The sequence below is a fragment of the Serratia nevei genome (genome assembly GCF_024160145.1).
GTDB lineage: Bacteria > Pseudomonadota > Gammaproteobacteria > Enterobacterales > Enterobacteriaceae > Serratia > Serratia nevei_A.
The window spans coordinates 70,447-90,250 of the sequence record NZ_JAMYWQ010000003.1 but is presented as its reverse complement, the minus strand read 5'-3'; the positions used below and the strand labels follow the sequence as shown (position 1 = coordinate 90,250).

Genomic DNA, 19,804 nt, shown 5'->3' with positions numbered 1-19,804 from the left:
ATATTCACTATGGAGTCTTCGGGAATCATGATGCTTGAGTCTGCCAATACCCGCCGTCCGCCGTTCGATCGCGAAATGATCGATATCGTCGATTATGTGATGAAAGAGGCCGTCGATACCCCGGCGGCGTACCGCACCGCCCACTATTGCCTGCTCGATACCCTCGGCTGCGGGCTGGAGGCGCTGAGCTATCCGGCCTGCAAGAAACTGATGGGGCCGGTGGTGCCGGGCGCCGAGGTGCTGAACGGCAGCCGGGTGCCGGGCACCCGCTTCCAGCTGGATCCGGTGCAGGCGGCGTTCAATATCGGTGCCATGATCCGCTGGCTCGACTTCAACGACACCTGGCTGGCGGCGGAGTGGGGCCACCCGTCGGACAACCTGGGCGGGATCCTGGCGGTGGCCGACTGGCTCTCGCGCCAGGCGGTGGCGGCGGGCAAGGCGCCGCTGACCATGCGGCAGGTGCTGATCGCCATGATCAGGGCGCATGAGATCCAGGGCTGCCTGGCGCTGGAAAACGCCTTCAACCGGGTGGGGTTGGATCACGTGCTGCTGGTGAAGGTGGCGTCCACCGCGGTGGTGGCGCAGCTGCTCGGCCTGAGCCGGGCGGAGATCCTGAACGCGGTGTCGCTGGCGTGGGTGGACGGGCAGTCGCTGCGTACCTATCGCCACGCGCCGAACGCCGGCACCCGCAAATCCTGGGCGGCGGGGGATGCGACCGCCCGCGCGGTACGGCTGGCGCTGATGGCCGCCACCGGCGAAATGGGCTACCCCTCGGCGCTGACGGCGCCAACCTGGGGGTTCTACGACGTCTCTTTCAACGGCAAGCCTTTCCGCTTCCAGCGGCCGTACGGCGCGTACGTGATGGAGAACGTGCTGTTTAAAATTTCGTTCCCGGCGGAGTTCCATGCCCAGACCGCCGTGGAGGCGGCCATGACGCTGCACCGCCAGATGCAGGCCGCCGGTAAAACCGCCGCCGACATCGCCAGGGTGAGCATCCGCACCCACGAGGCCTGCCTGCGCATTATCGACAAACAGGGGCCGCTGGATAACCCGGCGGATCGCGATCACTGCATTCAATATATGGTGGCGATCCCGCTGCTGTTCGGCCGGCTGACGGCGGCGGACTACGAGGATCGGGTGGCCGAGGATCCGCGCATCGATGCGTTGCGCGGCAAGATCCGCTGTCACGAAGATCCCGCCTTCACCCGCGATTATCACGATCCGGAAAAACGATCGATCGCCAATGCGCTGACGGTAGAGTTCGCCGACGGCAGCAGCCTGGATGAGGTGGCGGTGGAGTACCCTATCGGCCATGCGCGGCGGCGCGAAGAGGGCATTCCGCTGCTGATCGAGAAGTTCAAAACCAACCTGGCGCGCCAGTTCCCGGCCCTGCAGCAGCAGCGCATTCTCGAGGTGTCGCTGGACCGGCAGCGGCTGGCGCAGATGCCGGTCAACGAGTATCTCGATCTGTGGGTGATCTGACGCGAGTGACGCTGACAAGCCACGTCGGCGTCGCTATGATGGACGCTCCATTCCCGTCCCTCTTCTTATCAGGTGATTCATGATTGATGCCGCAACGCTGTTGTTGTTTTCCGGTGCCTGCGTGGCGCTGGCGCTGACCCCCGGCCCGGATATGCTGTTGATCGCTTCGCGCAGCGTCAGCCAGGGGCGGCGCGCCGGTTTCGCTTCGCTGGCGGGCATTCAGCTCGGCACGTATTGCCACGCGTTGGCGGCGGCGCTGGGGTTGTCGCAACTGTTCGTCGCCGTGCCGCTGGCCTACGACGCGGTAAGAATGCTGGGCGCCGCCTATCTGCTCTATCTGGCGTGGAAAACGCTGCGAACCGGCAGCAGTTTGCAGGCTTCCGCCGGGTTGCAGGCGGTGCCGACGGCGCGCATTTTCCGCCAGGGGCTGTTCACCAACATCCTCAACCCGAAAATGGCGCTGTTCGTGCTGGCGCTGTTCCCGCAGTTTATCGATCCGCGTTCAGGCTCGGTGGTGGTGCAGATGCTGGCGCTGGCGACGGTGCTGAATCTGGTGGGGTTGCTGATTAACGGCGGGGTGATCCTGGCGGTCAGCGGCATGAAAAGCCGCTTCGCCGGCCGCCGCTTCAGCGCCCGCTGGCCGAACTACCTGCTGAGCGGGGTGTTCGCCGGGCTGGCCTGCAAGCTCATTTTCGACAGCCGCCGCTAAATCCTTTCATGATGCGCGCTCGCGCAACGGCGGCGCTCATCATTTTCTGGCTTAAGTGGATCACCCCATTACTCCGCATACTGGATCTTAAGTAGACCGCTGGTGGGTGCTTTACTGTCGCTATCATGAGAGAGCGATAAGGAGCCATACTGATGTTTCAACCCGCCGCATTTCGCGAAGACGATCTGGATGCCCAGTTGGCGCTGGTGCGCGCCCACCCGCTGGGGCTGCTCGTCAGCCACGGTGAGCAGGGATTGACGGCCGATCCGCTGCCGTTTTTGGCCGACGTCGAACAGGGGCAGATCCGGCTGCGGGCGCACCTGGCGCGCGCCAACGAGCACTGGCGGCGGCTGCAAAATACAGCGGAGTGCCTGGTGATTTTTCAGGGCATAGAGGGCTATGTGTCGCCCGGCTGGTACCCGAGCAAGCGCCAGACCGGCAAGGTGGTGCCGACCTGGAATTACAGCGTGGTGCAGCTGTATGGCGTGCCGACGGTGATGGACGACCCGGCCTGGCTGCGGCGCCAGCTGATCGATCTGACCGCGCAGCAGGAAGAGCACCGCCCGGCGCCCTGGCGGCTCGACGATGCGCCGGCCAATTACATCGCCGCGCAGCTTAAAGGCATCGTCGGTATCGAGATCGCCGTCACCCGGCGCGAAGGCAAATGGAAGATGAGCCAAAACCGCAGCGCCGACGATGCCGCCGGGGTGATCGACGGGCTGCGCGATGGCGATGAGGCGCAGCGGCGGCTGGCGGCGGAGGTTGAGCGGCGGCGCGGATAGGGTATGCTAACCGAAGAGTGAGCTGAGGGAACCTTCGGATGGATTACACCAAAATTATCAAAGAAATAGGCCGTGGCAAAAACCATGCGCGCGACCTGGACCGGCAGACCGCTTTTGAGCTGTATCAGGCGATGCTGGCCGGGGCGGTCCCCGAGCTGGAGCTGGGCGGCATTCTGATCGCGCTGCGCATTAAGGGTGAGGCCGAAGAGGAGATGCTGGGCTTCTACCAGGCGATGCAGCAGCAGGTTTTGCCGCTGCAGGCGCCGCAGGGGCGGCCGCTGCCGGTGGTGCTGCCGAGCTACAACGGCGCGCGCAAGCAGGCCAACCTGACGCCGCTGCTGGCGCTGCTGCTCGCGAAAGTGGGCCTGCCGGTGGTGGTGCACGGCGTGCTGGACGACAGCACCCGCGTGACCAGCGCCGAGATTTTCCGCGCCCTGGGGCTGCCGTGGTCGGAACTGGCCGTTCACGCCCAGCAGCGTCTCGATAACGGCGAGGCGGTATTCATGCCGGTTTCCGCGCTGTCGGCGCCGCTGGCGCGGCAGCTCGGGCTGCGTTGGCGCATGGGGGTGCGCAACAGCGCCCATACGCTGGCCAAGCTGGCGACGCCGTTCGGCGAACAGGATGTACTGCGCCTCGCCAGCGTCTCACACCCGGAGTATGTCGGCCGGGTGGCGTCGTTTTTCCGTCAGATCGGCGCCCGCGGGCTGTTGATGCACGGCACCGAAGGGGAAGCCTATGCCAACCCGCTGCGCTGCCCGCAGATTCACTATATTGTCGGCGGCGAACAGCGCGTATTGCTGGAGCGTACCTTGCAGGATGAAACGCCGACGTTGCCGGCGGCGAAAGACGCGGAAACCACTGCGCGCTGGACCGAGCGCTGCCTGGCGGGTGAGGTGGCGATCCCGCAGGCCATCCAGCGGCAGATCGCCTGTTGCCTGGTGGCCGCCGGCCAGAGCGAAACGCTGGAGCAGGGGCTGAAACGCCTGCATCAGGCCTAAGCGCGACTATACTGGGATATTTCCTCATCGGCTGAGAAGGACGGTTATGCAACAGGCTCTCGATTACTTCAATCAATTGAACCAGGATTACCTCGACGTACACCGCGCCAAAGAAGAGCTGTTCTGGCAAAACTACATGGGCACCGGCGGTGAAGACGTGTCGGCGCGCTTTTCCGCCGCGGAAAGCGCCTATAAGCGCTTTATCGCCGAACCGCGCCGGCTGGCGGAGATCCGCAATCTGCTGGCCGGGTTGGCAGCGCTGCCGCAGGAGGCGCAGCGCGATGCGTTGATCCACGGCCTGCAAGGCTGGCTGCGTTTCTTTGACTGTAACGCGATTGAAGATCCGCAGGCGCAGGCGCTGTTGGATCAGATCATCCACGCCGAATCCGATCTCTACTCGCGCCGCAAGGGCTACCAGCTCACGCACCTGAATGCCGACGGCCGGCGGGTGGCGGCCTCGCTCGGCGAGCTGTTGACCAATCAGGCGACCAACCCGAACGAAGACTACCGCCGCAGCTCGCAGCAGGCGCTGCGCGATCTGGAGCAATGGCTGCTGCATAACGGCCTGCCGGAGCTGATCGGCCTGCGCAACCGCTTTGCGCGCCAGATGGGCTATCGCAACTATTTCGACTACAAGGTGAACAAGACCGAGCGCATGACGCCGGAGCAGCTGTTCGCCATTCTGGATCGCTTCGAGGGGGAAACCCGCGAGGCCAACGCGCGCAGCCTGCAGCAGCTGGCGGCCGACAAGGGCAGCCAGGCGCTGGAGCCGTGGAACGTGCGCTTCGCCAGCGCCGGCGACGTCACCCGCCAACTGGATCCTTACTTTCCGTTTGCTCGTTCGCTGGAGCGCTGGGTCGACAGCTTCAAGCGCCTGCATATCGGCTTTGGCGGCGCCGAGATGAACCTCGATCTGCTGGTGCGCAAAGGCAAGTATGAGAACGGCTTTATGCACGGCCCGGTGCCGCCGTTTGTACGCCAGGGGGAATGGGTGCCGGCGCGCATCAACTTCACCAGCCTGGCACAGCCGGGACAGGTGGGCAGCGGGGCTTACGGGCTTAATACCCTGTTCCATGAGGGCGGCCACGCGGCGCACTTCGCCAACATTCGCCAGAACGCGCCGTGTTTCTCGCAGGAGTTCCCGCCGACCTCGATGGCCTATGCCGAAACCCAGTCGATGTTCTGCGACAGCCTGCTGGACGACGCCGACTGGCTGAAACGCTATGCGAAAAACGCCGCCGGCGAAGCGGTGCCCGATGCGCTGATCGAAGCCGGCATCGCGGCGCGCCAGCCGATGCGCGCGTTCAACGAACGCCATATCCTGCTGGTGCCGTACTTCGAGTGGGCGCTGTATCAGTGGGATGACGAGCAGCGCACGCCGGAAGCCATCACCGCGCTGGCGCGCGAGGTCGAGCAAAAGATCCTCGGCATCAGCGGCAGCCCGCGCCCGACGCTGGCAATCCCGCATCTGCTGTCGCTGGAGTCCGCCTGCTCTTACCAGGGCTATCTGCTGGCGATGATGGCGGTGGAGCAAACCCGCCAGTTCTTCCTGCAGCGCGACGGTTACCTGACGGACAATCCGGCCATCGGCCCGGATCTGGCGCGACATTATTGGCTGCCGGGCAACAGCGTCAGCCATGACGATACGCTGCGCAGCCTGACCGGCGAAGGATTTAACCCGGACTCTCTGGCGCAGGCCTGTAACCAGACGGTGGCGCAGGCGTGGCATGAGGCGCAGCAGACGATGGCCGCCGCCGCCGCGCGCCCTCAGCCGCCGGCGGATTTCGATTTGGCAGCGCACATTCGGGTGTTGGACGGCGAGACGGTATTGGCGGACAACGCCGACGGTGACGAACGGATGTGTCGCGACTTCGCCGCCGCGATAGAGGCGCGGTTGGTTTAAGGCTGACAATAAAATCCACGCGGCAGCGTGGATTTTATTTAATGGTTAAAACCGGGCGTTATTTTATTCGAAATAGACGTCGGGATTATCGGCCAGGGAAACGAAGCTCTTGGTGTTTCTGTCCAGCGTACGAATTTCGCCGCTTTCGATGTCGTACACCCAGCCGTGCAGGCGCAGCCCGCTGTTGCGCAGACCCACCGCCACAGAAGGGTGGGTTTTGATATTATTTAGCTGTGCGATAACGTTCTCTTCCACCATAGCGTTAACTTTGTCTGTTTCGCTATTCCAGGTTTTCTTCTCGACCACCGCTTTGGCCGCATCCGCGTAGTGCAGCCAGTGGGCTACCGCAGGCATGGGATCGAGACACTGGCAGGATGCGATAGCCTTCATGGCGCCACAGTTCGAGTGGCCACAAATCACGATATCAGTGACGCTCAGTGCCACCACCGCGTATTCGATAGTCGCAGAAACCCCACCCGGCTCCGGGCCAAAGGAAGGAACGATGTTACCGGCGTTGCGGATAACGAACAGTTGCCCGGGTTCTTGCTGTGTCACCAGCTCGGGCACCAGACGGCTGTCAGAACAGGAGATAAACAGCGCTTTAGGATTTTGGCTGGAGGCCAGGCTGCGAAAGAGTTCTTTACGCTGCGGGAAAATCTCTTTCTGGAAACTGAGGAAACCTTCAATGATATGTTGCATACAACGCTCTCTGCATCTGTAGTCTGCGTAACATGATAATCATCCTCTCCCGTTAGTCCAGCAATGGGGTGGTAAAAAAATGTGTGTTCATCCCCCCTGCAAACCCCACTAAATACGGGGTTTCTACCCGTTTCCGGCAGCATTGTCCGGTTCGTTTAGGCGTGGGGTGCTGACAAAGCGGACGGCAAGAAACTCGCTGTCTTACCCATTCAGCGCTAATGCACTTGAACATAAAAAAAGCCCGCCGGGGTGAGAGCCGGCGGGCTTTTTGACGTCTGGGGCGGTGGTTATTTGTAGATAACCGCGGTGGCGTGCATCAGGTTATTACCGCTGGTGGAGGTGATGGTGAAAGCCTTGGCGCCTGCCGCATCGGCTTTGGCGGCCAGCTGCGACTTCAGGCTGCTCAGGTCGGTCGCGCCGCTGGCGACGATCACGCCGGCTTTTTCGAATTGGGCGGCATCCTGGGCGCTGACGTGTTCAGCGGCGAAAGTGGTGAAAGAAACGGTGGCCAGGGCGATAGCAGCAGCAAAAGTTTTGATGGTTTTCATGTTCGTCATTCCTGTCAAAGTGAATTAGGGAGAAAGGGGATGCCTTTCGATGGGAGGATTATTGCGCAGTGTCAGGCAGGATGAAATCGGAGAGTGTTGAAGTTTTTATTCAGATTTTTTGATTATTAATTCCCCCGTCCCTCTGCGGTATAAACGGGGGTGACAATCAGCGCGTCGGACGCGTCAGATCGAAACGCTGCTGTTCGGAAATGCCGTAGTAGGCGGTCGGGCCGCCGGCACGCAGGATAGGTTCGGCGGCGGCGGTCTGGTAGACGCCGTGTTCGTCCAGCAGCGCCGGATCGAGGTGCACCGCCACCACCTCGCCCAATACCAGCCAGGTTTCCACCCGTTCACCGGCGGCGGTTTGCAGCTGAATGCACTGGGTCAGCCGGCATTCGAAGTTAACCGGGCTTTCGGCTACGCGCTCGGCTTTAACCCGGCGCCCAGGCAGCGGCGTGACGCCGGCGAAGGCGAATTCATCCTCGCCGCGCGGCAGGTTGATGGAACTGTTGTTCATCGCTTCCGCCAGCGGGCGCGTCGCCAGATTCCAGACGAACTCGCCAGTTTCCACGATATTCGCCACGCTGTCTTTCCAGCCGGTGCTGGCGAAACCGATGATGGGCGGGCGATAGTTGAAGCAGTTGAAAAAGCTGTAGGGCGCCAGATTGCGCAAGCCGGCGGCGCTGCGCGAAGAAATCCAGCCGATGGGGCGCGGGCCGACGATGGCGTTCAGCGGATCGTGCGGCAGGCCGTGGCCGGCGGCGGGTTCATAATAGTAGCGAGATTCACGGCTCATGGGGGACCCTGTGGCAATCGATGAAGCTTTCATTGTGCCGGGTTTCCCGCCGCTGCGCCATTGTGGGCGGGATGTGTTATCTTACGCGCCGGAAATACCTTCAAGAGAGCCCGTCACGGTGGAAAAAAAGAAAACCTTCCCGCAGCAGAAAAGCGGCCTGCATCCGCGCAACCGTCATCGTTCGCGCTACGACTTCCCGGCGCTGATCGCCAGCTGCCCGCCGCTGGCGCCGTTCGTGAAACCGAACGCCTGGGGCGATGTCTCGGTGGACTTCGCCGATCCGGCGGCGGTGAAAATGCTCAACCGTGCGTTGCTGCAACACTTTTACGGCATCGAGCACTGGGATATTCCGGCGGACTACCTGTGCCCGCCGATCCCCGGCCGCGCCGATTATCTGCACCACCTGGCGGATCTGCTGGCGACCAGCAACGGCGGCGAGATCCCGCGCGGCAAGGGTGTGGCGATCCTCGACGTCGGCGTCGGCGCCAACTGTATTTACCCGATCGTTGGCCTGCGCGAATACGGCTGGCGTTTCACCGGGTCTGAAATCGATCCGGTGTCGCTCAACTCGGCCAAGATGATCGTCGAGATGAACCCGACGCTGCGTAACAGCGTGCGTCTGCGGCTGCAAAAACAGCCTGAGCTGATTTTTGGCGGCATCATCGGCGCGGCCGAGAAATTCGACGCCACCCTGTGCAACCCGCCGTTCCATGCGTCCGAGCAGGAAGCGCGCGCCAGCACCCGCCGCAAGCTGCATAAGTTGGGCAAAGGGGAAGTGGCCGACAAACCGGTGCAAAACTTCGGCGGCAAGAACAACGAGCTGTGGTGCGAAGGCGGCGAAGAAGCCTTTGTGCGCAAGATGGTGGAAGAGAGCGTCGGCAAGGCCAACAACTGCCTGTGGTTCACCTCGCTCATCTCGAAAAACACCACGCTGCCGGCCATTTACCATGCGCTGAAGGTGGCGGGCGCGGCCGAGGTGCGCACCATCGAGATGGCGCAGGGGCAGAAGATCAGCCGCTTCGTCGCCTGGACCTTTCATGACGCCGAGCAACAGGCCGCCTGGGCAGCCGAACGCTGGCGTTAATCCTTCCGGCGCCGGTCACCTGCCGGCGCCGACAAAAATCCGCATTTTACCTTTCAATTTTCATCACTTACGTTATTCTCAATACGGGTTTAATAATAAAAATCTTAGGCTGTTGGTTTATTTAAATTCGAATAATTACTTTACTGAATAAATAAATTTAATCCGGTTAATAGCAATAACCAGAAGGATCGGCGCTGCCCGTTCCTTCCGCGATGGCACGTCTGCGTGTGGGCGCGGCATGTGGCCAGGAAAAATAAGAAAAGCGCCATCATCTGCTACAAGGACTACACCTTATGCTTTTACGATTCAGTCAGTTAACTACCCACAAAGGCGCCGAGTTGAGCGCGATAGAACACGCCGTGCCGATGATCGTATTCTCCCCCGATGGCACGGTATTGCGCGCCAACGATCTTTTCCTCAGCACGCTGGGATTTCAACGCGATGACGTGATTGGCCGGCATCACCGTATTTTCTGCGATCCGAACTATGTCGCCAGCCCGCTGTACCGCAAACATTGGGAGACGCTGAATCAGGGGCAACCTATCACGGACACCATAAAACGCATCGCGAAAAACGGCGAGGCGGTATGGCTGCAGGGCACCTATGCGCCGGTGCTGAATAAACAGGGCAAGGTGGTGGAAATCGTCAAGATCGCCAGCGAAGTGACCGAGCGAGTGACCCAGGCGCAGGAACACCGCAGCTTGCTGGCGGCGCTGAATCGCTCGATGGCGATGATCGCTTTCACGCCGCAGGGCACCATTGTCAGCGCCAACGACAATATGCTGGCGCTGATGGGCTATCGGCTGGAAGAGGCATGCGGGCAGTCGCATGCGGTGCTGTGCCCGCCGGCGTTCGCCGCTTCCGACGATTATCGGCGGCATTGGCAGCGCCTGGCGCGCGGCGAGTTCATCACCGGGCGTTTTGAGCGTCTCAACCGGCGCGGCGAACGGGTATGGCTGGAGGCCAGCTATAACCCGATCCTCGACAACGAAGGCCAGGTGGTGAAAGTGGTGAAGATTGCCCAGGACATCACCCGGCTGATGCAACAGCAGCAGCACGAAGAAGAGATGGTGCGTAACGCGCATCATCTGTCGCTCGATACCGATCGGCAGGCGGCGCAGGGCGCGATCATCGTGCAGCAGGCGGTGAAAGGCATGCAGCAGGTCGAAGCGGCGGCGCGCGAAACCTCGGACGTGGTCACCGAGCTCGGTAAGTGTTCTCAGCAGATCGGCACCATCGTCGAAGCCATTCGTAAAATCGCCTCCCAAACCAACCTGCTGGCGATTAACGCCTCGATCGAAGCCGCCCATGCCGGTGAGCACGGGCGCGGTTTTGCGGTGGTCGCCAACGAAGTGCGCACGCTGGCGGAACAGTCGCGCAAGGCGGCGACCGAGATCGAACGCATGACCAAGTCCATTCAGCAAGGCGTGGCGGCGGCGATTGCCGGCATGGCAACCTGCGTAGAGCAGGCCGGCGGCGGCGTGGCGCTGACCCACGATGCCGGGGAAGTGATCAACCAGGTCAACATCGGCATGCACGACGTCGTGAAGCTGATGCAGGCGTTTACGTCGGTGAAACAGGGCGACGCGCTGCACTGAGATTTCGTCGCGCCGCCCGCCGAAAACGGGGCGGCGTTTTTATCTTCCCGCCGATTCGCGCGCTGTTGAGCCGTGGTTCAATTTTACCGGCCTATGCTATCCTTAAATGTGAATGAACGTTCGTTCATTAATTAATGTTTATTCGATGGCGCCAGGCGCCCCCCTTCACCGTTTCGGGAGTGGCCGATGGGAAACCGAGAAAAGATTGTCGAGGCCGCGTTGCACAGCTTTACCCATAAGGGGTTTCACCAGACCAGCATGCGGGATATCGCGCAGGCGGCGGGCGTCAGCGTTGGCAACCTCTATAACCACTTTACCGGCAAGGAGGCGCTGATCGGCGAAATCGCGCTGCTGGAAAACGGCGTTTTCGCCGAGTTCGCCGCCGGGTTACGGGCCGACAGAAAGCGGCCGAAGCAGGCGCTGTCGGCCTTTCTCACCGCTTATCACGCCTTTGTCGCTGAACCGGCCAACGTGCAACTGTCGGCGGAGATCGTGGCGGAGGTCGCGCGCAACCCGGCGTTGGCCGAACCGTTCAGCGCCAACCAGCGGCAGCTGATTGAGGCGCTGGCGACGGTTATCGCCGAGGCTCAGCAAATCGGTGAGATTGCACCGGCGATAGCGCCGTTACCGCTCGCGCAGCTGGTGCTGGACGTGATCGACAGTCAGGCCTGGCGGCAGGCGATCTTTACGTCGTCCGCGCCGGAGGAGACCACGCCGGTGCGGCTGTTGGAACAGCTGCTCTACCGGCATCCCTAGTCGAGGTGGATATGCTGCACATTGAGCCGTACCGCGATGCTGACCGCCTGCAAACGGCGGCGCTGATCTACGCCGCGTTCTGCGACAAGTTCCAGCGAGCGCGCCGTCTGAGCCCCCGCCTGCAGTGGCGTTTGTTCTATCGGCTGTGGAGTTGGAAGCAAGGCGGCAGCCGGGAGCGCAGCTTCGTGGTGAAGCAGGATGAACAGGTGGTGGCGGCCTTTGCCCTCAATGCCGCCGCCGACGAGAACAACGCCGGGCGGCGTCCGCATGCCTTGACGATTTGGCGGCTGTGCCGCCGCTATGGTTGGCTGAACGTTTGGCGCATGTATCTGCAAATGGCGGTGTTGCGGCACACTCCGGCGGCCGATGAACTGTATCTCTCTTACCTGGCGGTGGCCGAGAATCAGCGCGGTAAAGGGGTGGGCAAGCGGCTGCTGCAGTGGATGAACGACTACGCTGCCGGGCAAGGCGCGGGCCGGCGCCTGAGCCTGCACGTCAGCCGGCGCAACGTGGATGCGCTGCGCCTGTATCGGCGCTGCGGTTTTCAGGTGCGGCGAGAAGAGCATTACGCGTCGTTGGGATGGCTGTTCGGTCAGGCCGACTGGGTGTTGATGGAGAGACGCTGCGGGGAGGCGACGTGCGCAAAATAGGACTGTGCAGCGTGGTGCTGTTCCTGCTGGCGCTTGGGTGGGTCATTTTCGTCAACGACTTTCGCTTCGTCACCGAACCGGTCACGGTGACCGCCGGCGGCAACCGGCTGACCGGCACGCTGGTGTTGCCGCAGCATGCGCCGGTCAAGCCCGGCGTCGTGGTGTTTGTGCATGGCGATGGGCCGGCCAACGCCAGCCGCGACGAAGGCTATTACGGCATTTGGGAGGCGATGGCGCAGCAGGGCTACGCGGTTTTATCGTTCGATAAGCCGGGCGTTGGCGGCTCCGGCGGCAACTGGCTGCATCAGACCATGGCGGATCGCGCACGGGAAACCGCCGATATCATCGACTGGGCCCGGCGGGACGGGCGCTTCGATGCGCGCTGTGTGGGGCTGTGGGGCACCAGCCAGGCGGGGTGGGTGATGCCGGAGGTGGCGCGTTTGCGCCCCGACATTGCCTTCACGCTGGCGCTGGCACCGGCGATCAACTGGCTGCGGCAGGGGCGCTATAACACCCGGGCGGCGATGGCGGCGGCAGGGGACGATGAAGCGCACATCCAGGCGCGCGAGGCGCATTGGCGCCATATCCAGACGCTGCTTGAACAACCGGGCGGCTACGCGCAGTACCGCCGCGAGTATGGCGCCGCCGCTGCATTGAGCGCCGACCGTTGGCGCTTTATCCGCGCCAACATGGCCAGCGACGCGACGGCGGGATTGCGGAATTTCAACACGCCGGTGCACCTGATACTGGGCGGGCGCGACCTCAACGTGGACGCGGACGAAACCGAGCGCGTTTATCGGCAGACGATCCCGGCCTCGCTGCTGACGGTGACGCGCATCGACGAAGCCGACCACGTGATGATCAAACCGCTGTTCGCCCGCCATCCGTGGCTGGTTAACCTGGTGGGGCTGTTTGCGCCGCGCTCGGTGCAATACGACGCCTACCGGCAGGACGTGGCGGCCTTCCTGGCCGCCCAGCCCTGCGGGCGCCGTTAACCGGCCAGGATCATGACACGTGCTGCAGGAACTCCCGCAGACGCGGGCTTGGCGGATGGTTAATCAGGTCGTGCGGGTTGCCGTCTTCGGCAATCCGCCCCTTGTCGATAAAGATCAGGCGCGACGCCACTTTTTCGGCAAAGCCGACTTCGTGGGTGACGATGACCATCGTCATGCCTTCCTCGGCCAGATCCTGCATCACCTTCAGCACTTCGTGACGCAGCTCCGGATCGAGCGCGGAGGTCGGCTCGTCGAACAGCATCATTTTCGGCTTCACCGCCAGCGCGCGCGCAATCGCCACGCGTTGCTGCTGGCCGCCAGACAGTTCGGACGGGTAGTGGTGGGCGCGCTCCGCCAGACCGACCTTGGCCAGCAGCTCGCGCGCCAGTTTTTCCGCATCGGACTTCTTCGCGCCGCGCACGCGGATCGGGCCGAAGGCGACGTTTTCCAGCGCCGTCAGGTGCGGGAACAGGTAGAACTGCTGGAACACCATGCCGGCTTCCTGGCGGATCAACCGATCGTCCACTTTCGGATCGTTGGCCTTCAGACCGTCGACGATCAGATCGCCGCTGGTGACCTCCTCCAGCTTGTTGATGCAGCGCAGCAGGGTGGATTTACCCGAGCCCGACGGCCCGATAATCACCACCACTTCGCCTTTGTCGATCTTCAAATCGATGTTGTGCAGCACCTGGGTTTGGCCAAAATGCTTGGAGACGTTTTTAAATTCAATCACAGGATTTTCATCCTTCTTTCCAGACGACGCAGCACGAAGCTCAGCACCAGGGTAATAATCAGATAGATAACCGCCACGGCGCTCCAGATTTCCAGCGCGCGGAAGTTACCGGCAATAATTTCCTGACCCTGACGGGTCAGCTCCGCCACGCCGATCACGATGAACAGCGAGGTGTCTTTGATGCTGATGATCCACTGGTTGCCCAGCGGCGGCAGCATGCGGCGCAGCGCCAGCGGCATAATGACGTAGCGGATGGTTTCACGGCGCGACAGGCCCAGCGCCAGGCCGGCCTCGCGGAAACCGTTATGAATCGACAGCACCGCGCCGCGGGTGATTTCCGCGATGTAGGCGCCGGAGTTGATCATGATGGTCACCACCGCCGCGGTGAACGGATCGATGCGCAAGTCGCTAAATGCCATCGGCAGGGCGAAGTAGATGAACATCACCTGTACCACGATCGGCGTGCCGCGAATTACTTCGATAAACACCAACGCGATGTGGTTGGCGATCCAACCGCCGTAGGTGCGGGCAAAGCCGGCGACGAGGCCGATGATCAGGCCGCCAATCAGACCGAGGACCGAAATCCACAGGGTCATTTTGGCGCCCTCTAACAAGATAGGAATGGCGGGCCAGATGGCGCTCCAGTCGAACTGCATGATATTTCTCCCGGTGATCCCAAACGTGGGTATCAGATACAACGAAGCGCAGGGGGCTAAGCGACCCCCTGTGCTTAAGTTAATAGCTTGCTAAATTCACAGCTTACTTAGGTTCGGTGCCGAACCACTTCTTGTAGATCTCGTTATAGGTGCCGTTCGCACGCAGGGTTTTCAGCGCGCCGTTCACCTTTTCGCGCAGCTCGTCGCTGCCTTTAGGGAAGGCGATGCCATACTGCTGTGCTTCCAGCGAATCGCCTACGGTTTTGAACTTGCCGGCGCCGGCCGTCTTAATGAAGTATAGGATGTTTGGCGTGTCGTGCAGCACCGCATCGGCGCGCTTGGTGCCCAGCTCCATATAGGCGTTGTCGATGTTAGGGAACTGACGCAGATCCTTGGTTTTGATGTGCTGCTTGGCGTAATCCACCGAGCCGGTGCCGCTCTTCACCGCCACCACTTTACCGTTCAGATCGTCGATGCTTTTCACGCTGTTGTTGTCGGCGTTGACCATCACCAGCAGGCCGCTTTTGTAGTAGCCGTCGGAGAACTCGATGGCTTTCTTGCGTTCATCGGTGATGGTGATGCCGGCCAGCGCCAGATCGACGTTTTTGGTCTGCAGCGCCGGAATGATGCCGCCGAAGTCCATCGGCTTCAGGGTGTAGTCCAGCTTCAGCTCTTTGGCGATGGCGGCCCACAGATCGATGTCGAAGCCGACATATTGGTCGCCTTGCTTGAACTCGAAAGGAACGAAAGCGGTGTCGGTGGCAACCACCAGTTTGTCTGCTGCGTGGGCGCTTACGGCAAAGGCCAGAGAAAGTGCGGCCAGGGAGACTTTAAAAATCGACTTCATGAGAGGAATTCCTGTACAGGTTGCGGATTACCCATTTTTTATATTGCAGTTGGTGCCATGAAAAAATCGTGCCATGTTTTCAACTACTATAAAAACAAAGAGTTAGTTCGTGATGTTGTGCCGTAAAGGCGAATTGTTATGGTTATGCACCAAAGTGAGGCACCGAAATGGTGCGTAAGAATTATCTTGGTGCACGGCGCTATCATTAACCAAACTTTGGCTGTGAAACAACCGTTCTTTAACGATTTTGCTTCAATATTGATAACTAACTCTAACTTTCATGACGCACTGACGGTGCAAGGGAGAGGGCGCGAGGGGGAAAAGGGCAGCAGATAAGGCTAGCGCAGCTGGCTGTCTTTGCTGCCGCGCCGGTTGTACAGGCGGATGGCCGAGTGCTTTTTATCTTGTTCGGTCTGGCAGGCGAGGCAAAAACGCACGCCCGTTAACGCCTTGCGGCGCGCTTCGGGGATCGCCTCCGCGCATTCCTGGCAATAGCGTTCGCTCTCGCCGTGCCCGAGCGCTTCACGCGCGCGCTGCACCGCATCGTCGACGGTGGAATCAATCTGATCTTGTACGGCGCCGTCTGCCGTCCAGCCGCTGGCCATCATCACCTCCTGACAAGGTTGCCTTACCGTTTAATAGGGGCCGTTTTTCGTACCGTGCAACGGCCGAGCAAAAGAAAACAGGCCGGGCAAAGCCCAGCCTGTTCAGCCCGGAACGTCGGGCGCTCTGCAACGCTTGCGCGTTACTCGATATTGGATTCGATGAACCACAGGAACTTGTCCAGATCGCGCGAAGCGGCGGTGAACATGTCGGCGGTGTCTTCATCTTCCACTTCGGTAATCGCCTTGCGGATATCATTGGCCACTACGCCGTAGCGGTCGGCCAGCGCTTTCAGGTGCTCCTGCACGCTGTGGATATTGGTCGGATAGCTTTTCAGTGGCGTCCGATCGTTGACTACCTGCACGGTGCCCAGCGCGACGCCCCCCAACTGCACCACGCGCTCGGCGAAGGTATCCTGGTGCTCGATGATGGCGGTGCGGAAGCCGTCCAGCATTTCATGGACCGCAATAAAATTCGCGCCGCGCATGTTCCAGTGCGCCTGTTTGGTGATCAACGAGAGATCGATGAATTGCACGACCTGATGGTTCAGCGCCTTGATGGCGGCCAGTTTGACTTTTTCGTCCTGGTCGTTACGGGTATACAGCAGATCAGAAGATTTCGTTTTCACCAGTTTAGCGGTACTCATATCAGATATCCTCTTGATTAGTCGTTGTCCTATTTCGTTACGGCTTCAATTATAGCAGGGGTGTTTATTTTTGCCGTACGAAAATGGCTATTGCACAAATAGGAATGGCCTAATGATGATGTTTTTTTTTGAGTTTTTGTTTTAATTAACCAAATGATTTAATTCGTTATTTTTATATTGATGCATAAATTTATTATTTATTACAGTGACGGTTTATCCCTGTTGCTTTATTTTCTTTGCGCCTGTTGTTTTCGGGTTAATTGTCTATTTGTTATCGCAGTGTTAATTTTAAGCCTATTCAGATTGATAGCCGTAATTGATGTAGTTACAGTAAGGAAATTATCCTCTCTGTATGAGTGGCGAGTGATGAAAATTAACGTCGTCGGCACCAGCGGCAGCGGTAAGAGCACCCTGGCGCGTCAACTGGCGGAACGCCTCGGCGTTCCCTATATCGAGATGGACAGGCTGTATTGGCGGCCTGGGTGGCAGGGGACACCCGATGGCCTGTTCCTGGCGCGGCTTGAACGGGCGCTGGCCGAAGCGGGCGAAGGCTGGGTGCTGGACGGTAACTACAGCCGCACGCAGCCGATCAAATGGCGCGAGGTCGATTATATTCTGTGGCTGGATTACGGTTTCGGCCGTACGCTGTGGCAAGCCGTGCGCCGCGCGTGCCGGCGTGCAGCCGGCAAAAGCGAGCTGTGGCCGGGCACCGGCAACCGGGAAAGCTTCCGTCGTTCTTTCTTCAGCCGCGAGTCGATCGTGCTGTGGACGATCCGCACCTACCGCAAGAACCGGCGAAAATACCTGGCGGAGATGGCCCGTGCCGGCGGCGGATGCCGTTTCATGCGCTTGCGCTCTCCCCGCCAGGCCGCTGATTTTCTACGGACGCTGCCGCAGGGTCACAGCAGCAGCCGGTGATGGATCCTCACCACCGCTTTTTTGATCTGCTGCGGCCGTTGCCACAGACAGCCGGTTTTGTGCGGCTCCATCTGGAAAAAGATCGCGTACATACCGTGCGTCATATGCAGCGTTTGCGGGTGACGTTTGATGTCCAGCAGCAGAAGATCGCTGTTTTCTGCGTGTGGCCGTTCGCGATGCCAGTCGCCCGCCAGGCCGTATTCGATGCGCTCTTCGCCGCTGATCAACAGATGCAGCGCGATGTATTCCTGATGCATTTCGGCGCGCTTCTCCGCCGCCGGCGCGGTGGTCAGCGTCATCACGTCCATAAAGATGTTGTCGCCGTCGATAGGGTGATGCCCCGGCGTTAGCTCGGGCAGATCGCATCGACGTAGTTCGGTCAGGGTTGAAACCAGTGCCGGCGCGAGTCCGCGGCCGAAGCGTGGGTTGAACAGGCTGTTGTGAATCACTGTTATTCTCCATGTGAGCGAAAGTCCAAAGAGCCTGCGATACAGGCTAAGGGGAAGTATGCCGATTTGTCACGCGGAAAACAGTTAACCCGCCTGCATTCCGGCATTGCGGTAGGCAGGCGAGTCAGCGATCAGGAAAGGCTTTCGAGGCGCGGTTTGGGGCGGATGGTCAGAGTGGATCCCATCGAGGCGGCGATAATGGCCGCCAGCGCCAGCCATTGCACGCCGCTCAGGTGTTCGCCGAGGAACAGCATGCCGGACAGCGCCGCCATCGCCGGTTCCAGACTCATCAAGGTGCCGAAGGTGCGCGCCGGTATTTTGGGCAGCGCGATGATCTCCAGCGAATAGGGCAGTGCGGTGGAGAGGAGCGCCACCGCCAGCGCTACCGGCAGAATATCGATATTGAACAGGGCGCTGCCGGTTTGCCAGGCGCCGATCGGGCAGAACACCAGCGCGGCGATCAAGGAGCCGAGCGCCACCGTACCGGGGCCGTGATCGCCGCCGGCCTTCTGACCGAAGATGATATAGACGGCCCAGCAGGCACCGGCGCCGAGTGCGCAGGCGGCGCCGAACGGATCGATCCCGCCTACGCCGTGGCCGAGCGGCAGCAGGAACCACAGTCCGGCGATCGCCAGCGCTACCCAGAGGAAGTCGATCGGCCGCCGGGAGGAAAACATGGCGACCGCCAGCGGGCCGGTAAATTCCAGCGCCACGGCGATGCCGAGCGGCACGGTGCGCAACGACAGGTAGAACAGGTAGTTCATCGCGCCGAGCGACAGGCCGTAAATCAGCAGCGGCAAGCGGCTGCCGGCGGCGATGCGCATGCGCCACGGGCGGAAGATAATGAACAGAATCAGGGTGCCGATGAAAAGACGCAGCGTGGTGATGCCTTCCGCGCCCACGATCGGGAACAGGCTTTTGGCCAACGAGGCACCGCTCTGGATCGATACCATGGCGATGATTAACAGACAGATAGGCAGCAGCGCGGAGGGCGCTCTGCCGGAAGTAGATAATGACATCCTTAACAGGCCTTTTATGCGCCGTTCCTCAGCCTTGAGAAAACGGTCGTAACGGGGATGCGAGCAGTGTAAATGAAATGGCGAAAATCTGTCTGAGAAAAGCGCGCATCGCGGTGAAATCCGCCGATCCTCGGATGAGATGTGGCGAATTTGGTCAAAAAGTGCGCTTTTTCTTAAGAATTATCTGGATATTAAATAGGTGATTTTTGTCACAGAAAGCCGTAGAATACGGCCGAAAATAGAGCGAAAAGAAGAAGATACACTGTTCTTGAAATCTTCTGTTACACGATATAAAGCATTAGACACTCATTTCAAGGCAGAGTTTCACGCTAATTTTTGTTATATTTTCAATGTATGAACAAATGGATGTACTTAATAATAAAACGCGTTTGAGGTGGTTATGAAAAAAATTGCATGTCTTTCCGCAGTAGCAGCTTGCGTATTAGCAGTTAGCGCAGGTACCGCATTCGCTGGTCAGAGCACCGTATCCGCTGGCTATGCGCAGGGCGATTTCCAAGGCGTTGCTAACAAGGCCGATGGTTTCAACCTGAAATACCGTTACGAGTTCGACAACAACCCACTGGGCGTAATCGGTTCCTTTACCCATCTGGAAAAGGACGGTTCTCAGGACGGTTTCTACAACAAAGCTCAGTACAACTCTATCTCTGCCGGTCCAGCTTACCGCATCAATGACTGGGCGAGCATCTACGGTCTGGTTGGCCTGGGTTACGGTAAATTCACTACCAACGCTCAGAACGGCACTTCTCGTCACGACACCGCTGACTACGGCTTCACCTACGGTGCCGGTCTGCAGTTCAACCCAATCGAGAACGTTGCCCTGGATGTCGGTTACGAGCAGAACCGCATTCGCAGCGTTGACGTTGGCTCTTGGAACGTTGGCGTAGGCTACCGCTTCTAAGCCTGTTCGTGCCT

General features: G+C 60.2%; 22 protein-coding genes. 12 read left to right on the top strand and 10 right to left on the bottom strand.

Annotated features, from left to right (window positions below; all coding sequences use genetic code 11):
- Positions 1 to 30 precede the first annotated feature (30 nt).
- From M6G53_RS03855 to M6G53_RS03835, 5 genes are all read left to right on the top strand, one after another.
- Positions 31 to 1,482 carry a bifunctional 2-methylcitrate dehydratase/aconitate hydratase gene (locus M6G53_RS03855; RefSeq protein ID WP_253329352.1) on the top strand — a complete coding sequence of 484 codons (1,452 nt, stop codon included), beginning with the start codon at positions 31 to 33 and terminating at the stop codon, positions 1,480 to 1,482.
- Positions 1,483 to 1,561: 79 nt separating this feature from the next.
- The gene (locus M6G53_RS03850; RefSeq protein WP_253329079.1) at positions 1,562 to 2,191 is read left to right on the top strand and encodes a LysE family translocator; all 630 of its coding nucleotides are present in this window, start codon (positions 1,562 to 1,564) and stop codon (positions 2,189 to 2,191) included.
- 152 nt (positions 2,192 to 2,343) lie between these two features.
- The gene (locus tag M6G53_RS03845) at positions 2,344 to 2,973 is read left to right on the top strand and encodes an FMN-binding negative transcriptional regulator (protein WP_253329077.1); all 630 of its coding nucleotides are present in this window, start codon (positions 2,344 to 2,346) and stop codon (positions 2,971 to 2,973) included.
- A 38-nt stretch (positions 2,974 to 3,011) separates the two neighbouring features.
- On the top strand, positions 3,012 to 3,971 hold the full coding sequence (ybiB, locus tag M6G53_RS03840) for a DNA-binding protein YbiB (RefSeq protein WP_253329075.1): 960 nt from the start codon (positions 3,012 to 3,014) through the stop codon (positions 3,969 to 3,971).
- A 46-nt stretch (positions 3,972 to 4,017) separates the two neighbouring features.
- On the top strand, positions 4,018 to 5,874 hold the full coding sequence (locus M6G53_RS03835; protein ID WP_253329073.1) for a M3 family metallopeptidase: 1,857 nt from the start codon (positions 4,018 to 4,020) through the stop codon (positions 5,872 to 5,874).
- 63 nt (positions 5,875 to 5,937) lie between these two features.
- On the opposite strand, the gene M6G53_RS03830 is transcribed toward M6G53_RS03835, so the two are convergent.
- From M6G53_RS03830 to M6G53_RS03820, 3 genes are all read right to left on the bottom strand, one after another.
- The gene (locus M6G53_RS03830) at positions 5,938 to 6,573 is read right to left on the bottom strand and encodes a carbonic anhydrase (protein WP_253329071.1); all 636 of its coding nucleotides are present in this window, start codon (positions 6,571 to 6,573) and stop codon (positions 5,938 to 5,940) included.
- 287 nt (positions 6,574 to 6,860) lie between these two features.
- Complete coding sequence (gene bhsA, locus M6G53_RS03825) at positions 6,861 to 7,121, bottom strand: multiple stress resistance protein BhsA (RefSeq protein ID WP_015377148.1); 261 nt, start codon at positions 7,119 to 7,121, stop codon at positions 6,861 to 6,863.
- A gap of 166 nt (positions 7,122 to 7,287) precedes the next feature.
- Positions 7,288 to 7,917, bottom strand: a complete 630-nt coding sequence (locus M6G53_RS03820) for a flavin reductase family protein (RefSeq protein ID WP_253329069.1) — start codon at positions 7,915 to 7,917, stop codon at positions 7,288 to 7,290.
- A 118-nt stretch (positions 7,918 to 8,035) separates the two neighbouring features.
- Here M6G53_RS03820 and rlmF point away from each other — a divergent pair, with 118 nt between their 5' ends.
- From rlmF to M6G53_RS03795, 5 genes are all read left to right on the top strand, one after another.
- Positions 8,036 to 9,001: a 23S rRNA (adenine(1618)-N(6))-methyltransferase RlmF gene (gene rlmF, locus M6G53_RS03815; protein ID WP_253329067.1), complete on the top strand. Its 966-nt coding sequence runs from the start codon at positions 8,036 to 8,038 to the stop codon at positions 8,999 to 9,001.
- A gap of 293 nt (positions 9,002 to 9,294) precedes the next feature.
- Positions 9,295 to 10,599: a methyl-accepting chemotaxis protein gene (locus M6G53_RS03810; protein ID WP_253329065.1), complete on the top strand. Its 1,305-nt coding sequence runs from the start codon at positions 9,295 to 9,297 to the stop codon at positions 10,597 to 10,599.
- A gap of 186 nt (positions 10,600 to 10,785) precedes the next feature.
- Entirely contained in the window at positions 10,786 to 11,355 is a 570-nt protein-coding gene (locus tag M6G53_RS03805; RefSeq protein WP_253329063.1) for a TetR/AcrR family transcriptional regulator, read from the top strand.
- An 11-nt stretch (positions 11,356 to 11,366) separates the two neighbouring features.
- Complete coding sequence (locus tag M6G53_RS03800; RefSeq protein WP_253329061.1) at positions 11,367 to 12,005, top strand: GNAT family N-acetyltransferase; 639 nt, start codon at positions 11,367 to 11,369, stop codon at positions 12,003 to 12,005.
- The gene (locus tag M6G53_RS03795; protein ID WP_253329059.1) at positions 11,993 to 13,000 is read left to right on the top strand and encodes an alpha/beta hydrolase family protein; all 1,008 of its coding nucleotides are present in this window, start codon (positions 11,993 to 11,995) and stop codon (positions 12,998 to 13,000) included. Before M6G53_RS03800 ends, M6G53_RS03795 begins: the two co-directional genes overlap by 13 nt.
- 10 nt (positions 13,001 to 13,010) lie before the next feature.
- On the opposite strand, the gene glnQ is transcribed toward M6G53_RS03795, so the two are convergent.
- The 5 genes from glnQ to dps form a co-directional block, all read right to left on the bottom strand.
- Positions 13,011 to 13,733: a glutamine ABC transporter ATP-binding protein GlnQ gene (gene glnQ, locus M6G53_RS03790; RefSeq protein WP_025159986.1), complete on the bottom strand. Its 723-nt coding sequence runs from the start codon at positions 13,731 to 13,733 to the stop codon at positions 13,011 to 13,013.
- Positions 13,730 to 14,389: a glutamine ABC transporter permease GlnP gene (glnP, locus tag M6G53_RS03785; RefSeq protein ID WP_019454487.1), complete on the bottom strand. Its 660-nt coding sequence runs from the start codon at positions 14,387 to 14,389 to the stop codon at positions 13,730 to 13,732. Before glnP ends, glnQ begins: the two co-directional genes overlap by 4 nt.
- Positions 14,390 to 14,492: 103 nt before the next feature.
- Positions 14,493 to 15,236, bottom strand: coding sequence for a glutamine ABC transporter substrate-binding protein GlnH (gene glnH, locus M6G53_RS03780; protein WP_253329057.1), 744 nt, complete (start codon positions 15,234 to 15,236; stop codon positions 14,493 to 14,495).
- Between the two features lie 338 nt (positions 15,237 to 15,574).
- The gene (locus tag M6G53_RS03775) at positions 15,575 to 15,841 is read right to left on the bottom strand and encodes a DksA/TraR family C4-type zinc finger protein (protein ID WP_253329055.1); all 267 of its coding nucleotides are present in this window, start codon (positions 15,839 to 15,841) and stop codon (positions 15,575 to 15,577) included.
- Positions 15,842 to 15,981: 140 nt separating this feature from the next.
- A complete protein-coding gene (gene dps / locus M6G53_RS03770; protein ID WP_253329052.1) occupies positions 15,982 to 16,485 on the bottom strand; it encodes a DNA starvation/stationary phase protection protein Dps in 504 nt (167 codons plus the stop codon).
- Positions 16,486 to 16,851: 366 nt separating this feature from the next.
- Between dps and M6G53_RS03765 the strand changes: the two genes are divergently transcribed.
- On the top strand, positions 16,852 to 17,403 hold the full coding sequence (locus tag M6G53_RS03765; RefSeq protein ID WP_253329350.1) for a shikimate kinase: 552 nt from the start codon (positions 16,852 to 16,854) through the stop codon (positions 17,401 to 17,403).
- Here the strand turns inward: M6G53_RS03765 and nanQ are convergent.
- Together nanQ and rhtA are read right to left on the bottom strand one after the other, a co-directional pair.
- Positions 17,385 to 17,852: an N-acetylneuraminate anomerase gene (gene nanQ, locus M6G53_RS03760; protein ID WP_253329050.1), complete on the bottom strand. Its 468-nt coding sequence runs from the start codon at positions 17,850 to 17,852 to the stop codon at positions 17,385 to 17,387. The genes M6G53_RS03765 and nanQ overlap by 19 nt on opposite strands.
- A gap of 131 nt (positions 17,853 to 17,983) precedes the next feature.
- Positions 17,984 to 18,871 carry a threonine/homoserine exporter RhtA gene (gene rhtA, locus M6G53_RS03755; protein WP_253329048.1) on the bottom strand — a complete coding sequence of 296 codons (888 nt, stop codon included), beginning with the start codon at positions 18,869 to 18,871 and terminating at the stop codon, positions 17,984 to 17,986.
- Between the two features lie 400 nt (positions 18,872 to 19,271).
- Between rhtA and ompX the strand changes: the two genes are divergently transcribed.
- Positions 19,272 to 19,790 (top strand): outer membrane protein OmpX, encoded by a 519-nt coding sequence (gene ompX / locus M6G53_RS03750; protein WP_253329046.1) that lies wholly within the window; start codon positions 19,272 to 19,274, stop codon positions 19,788 to 19,790.
- Positions 19,791 to 19,804: the final 14 nt, after the last annotated feature.

Excerpts from the sequence above, each read along its gene's own strand:
- M6G53_RS03855 (WP_253329352.1), top strand. The coding sequence starts at position 31 with ATGCTTGAGTCTGCCAATACCCGCCGTCCGCCGTTCGATCGCGAAATG.
- M6G53_RS03850 (WP_253329079.1), top strand. The coding sequence starts at position 1,562 with ATGATTGATGCCGCAACGCTGTTGTTGTTTTCCGGTGCCTGCGTGGCG.
- M6G53_RS03845 (WP_253329077.1), top strand. The coding sequence starts at position 2,344 with ATGTTTCAACCCGCCGCATTTCGCGAAGACGATCTGGATGCCCAGTTG.
- ybiB (WP_253329075.1), top strand. The coding sequence starts at position 3,012 with ATGGATTACACCAAAATTATCAAAGAAATAGGCCGTGGCAAAAACCAT.
- M6G53_RS03835 (WP_253329073.1), top strand. The coding sequence starts at position 4,018 with ATGCAACAGGCTCTCGATTACTTCAATCAATTGAACCAGGATTACCTC.
- M6G53_RS03830 (WP_253329071.1), bottom strand. The coding sequence starts at position 6,573 with ATGCAACATATCATTGAAGGTTTCCTCAGTTTCCAGAAAGAGATTTTC.
- bhsA (WP_015377148.1), bottom strand. The coding sequence starts at position 7,121 with ATGAAAACCATCAAAACTTTTGCTGCTGCTATCGCCCTGGCCACCGTT.
- M6G53_RS03820 (WP_253329069.1), bottom strand. The coding sequence starts at position 7,917 with ATGAGCCGTGAATCTCGCTACTATTATGAACCCGCCGCCGGCCACGGC.
- M6G53_RS03810 (WP_253329065.1), top strand. The coding sequence starts at position 9,295 with ATGCTTTTACGATTCAGTCAGTTAACTACCCACAAAGGCGCCGAGTTG.
- M6G53_RS03805 (WP_253329063.1), top strand. The coding sequence starts at position 10,786 with ATGGGAAACCGAGAAAAGATTGTCGAGGCCGCGTTGCACAGCTTTACC.
- M6G53_RS03800 (WP_253329061.1), top strand. The coding sequence starts at position 11,367 with ATGCTGCACATTGAGCCGTACCGCGATGCTGACCGCCTGCAAACGGCG.
- glnP (WP_019454487.1), bottom strand. The coding sequence starts at position 14,389 with ATGCAGTTCGACTGGAGCGCCATCTGGCCCGCCATTCCTATCTTGTTA.
- glnH (WP_253329057.1), bottom strand. The coding sequence starts at position 15,236 with ATGAAGTCGATTTTTAAAGTCTCCCTGGCCGCACTTTCTCTGGCCTTT.
- M6G53_RS03775 (WP_253329055.1), bottom strand. The coding sequence starts at position 15,841 with ATGGCCAGCGGCTGGACGGCAGACGGCGCCGTACAAGATCAGATTGAT.
- dps (WP_253329052.1), bottom strand. The coding sequence starts at position 16,485 with ATGAGTACCGCTAAACTGGTGAAAACGAAATCTTCTGATCTGCTGTAT.
- M6G53_RS03765 (WP_253329350.1), top strand. The coding sequence starts at position 16,852 with ATGAAAATTAACGTCGTCGGCACCAGCGGCAGCGGTAAGAGCACCCTG.
- rhtA (WP_253329048.1), bottom strand. The coding sequence starts at position 18,871 with ATGTCATTATCTACTTCCGGCAGAGCGCCCTCCGCGCTGCTGCCTATC.
- ompX (WP_253329046.1), top strand. The coding sequence starts at position 19,272 with ATGAAAAAAATTGCATGTCTTTCCGCAGTAGCAGCTTGCGTATTAGCA.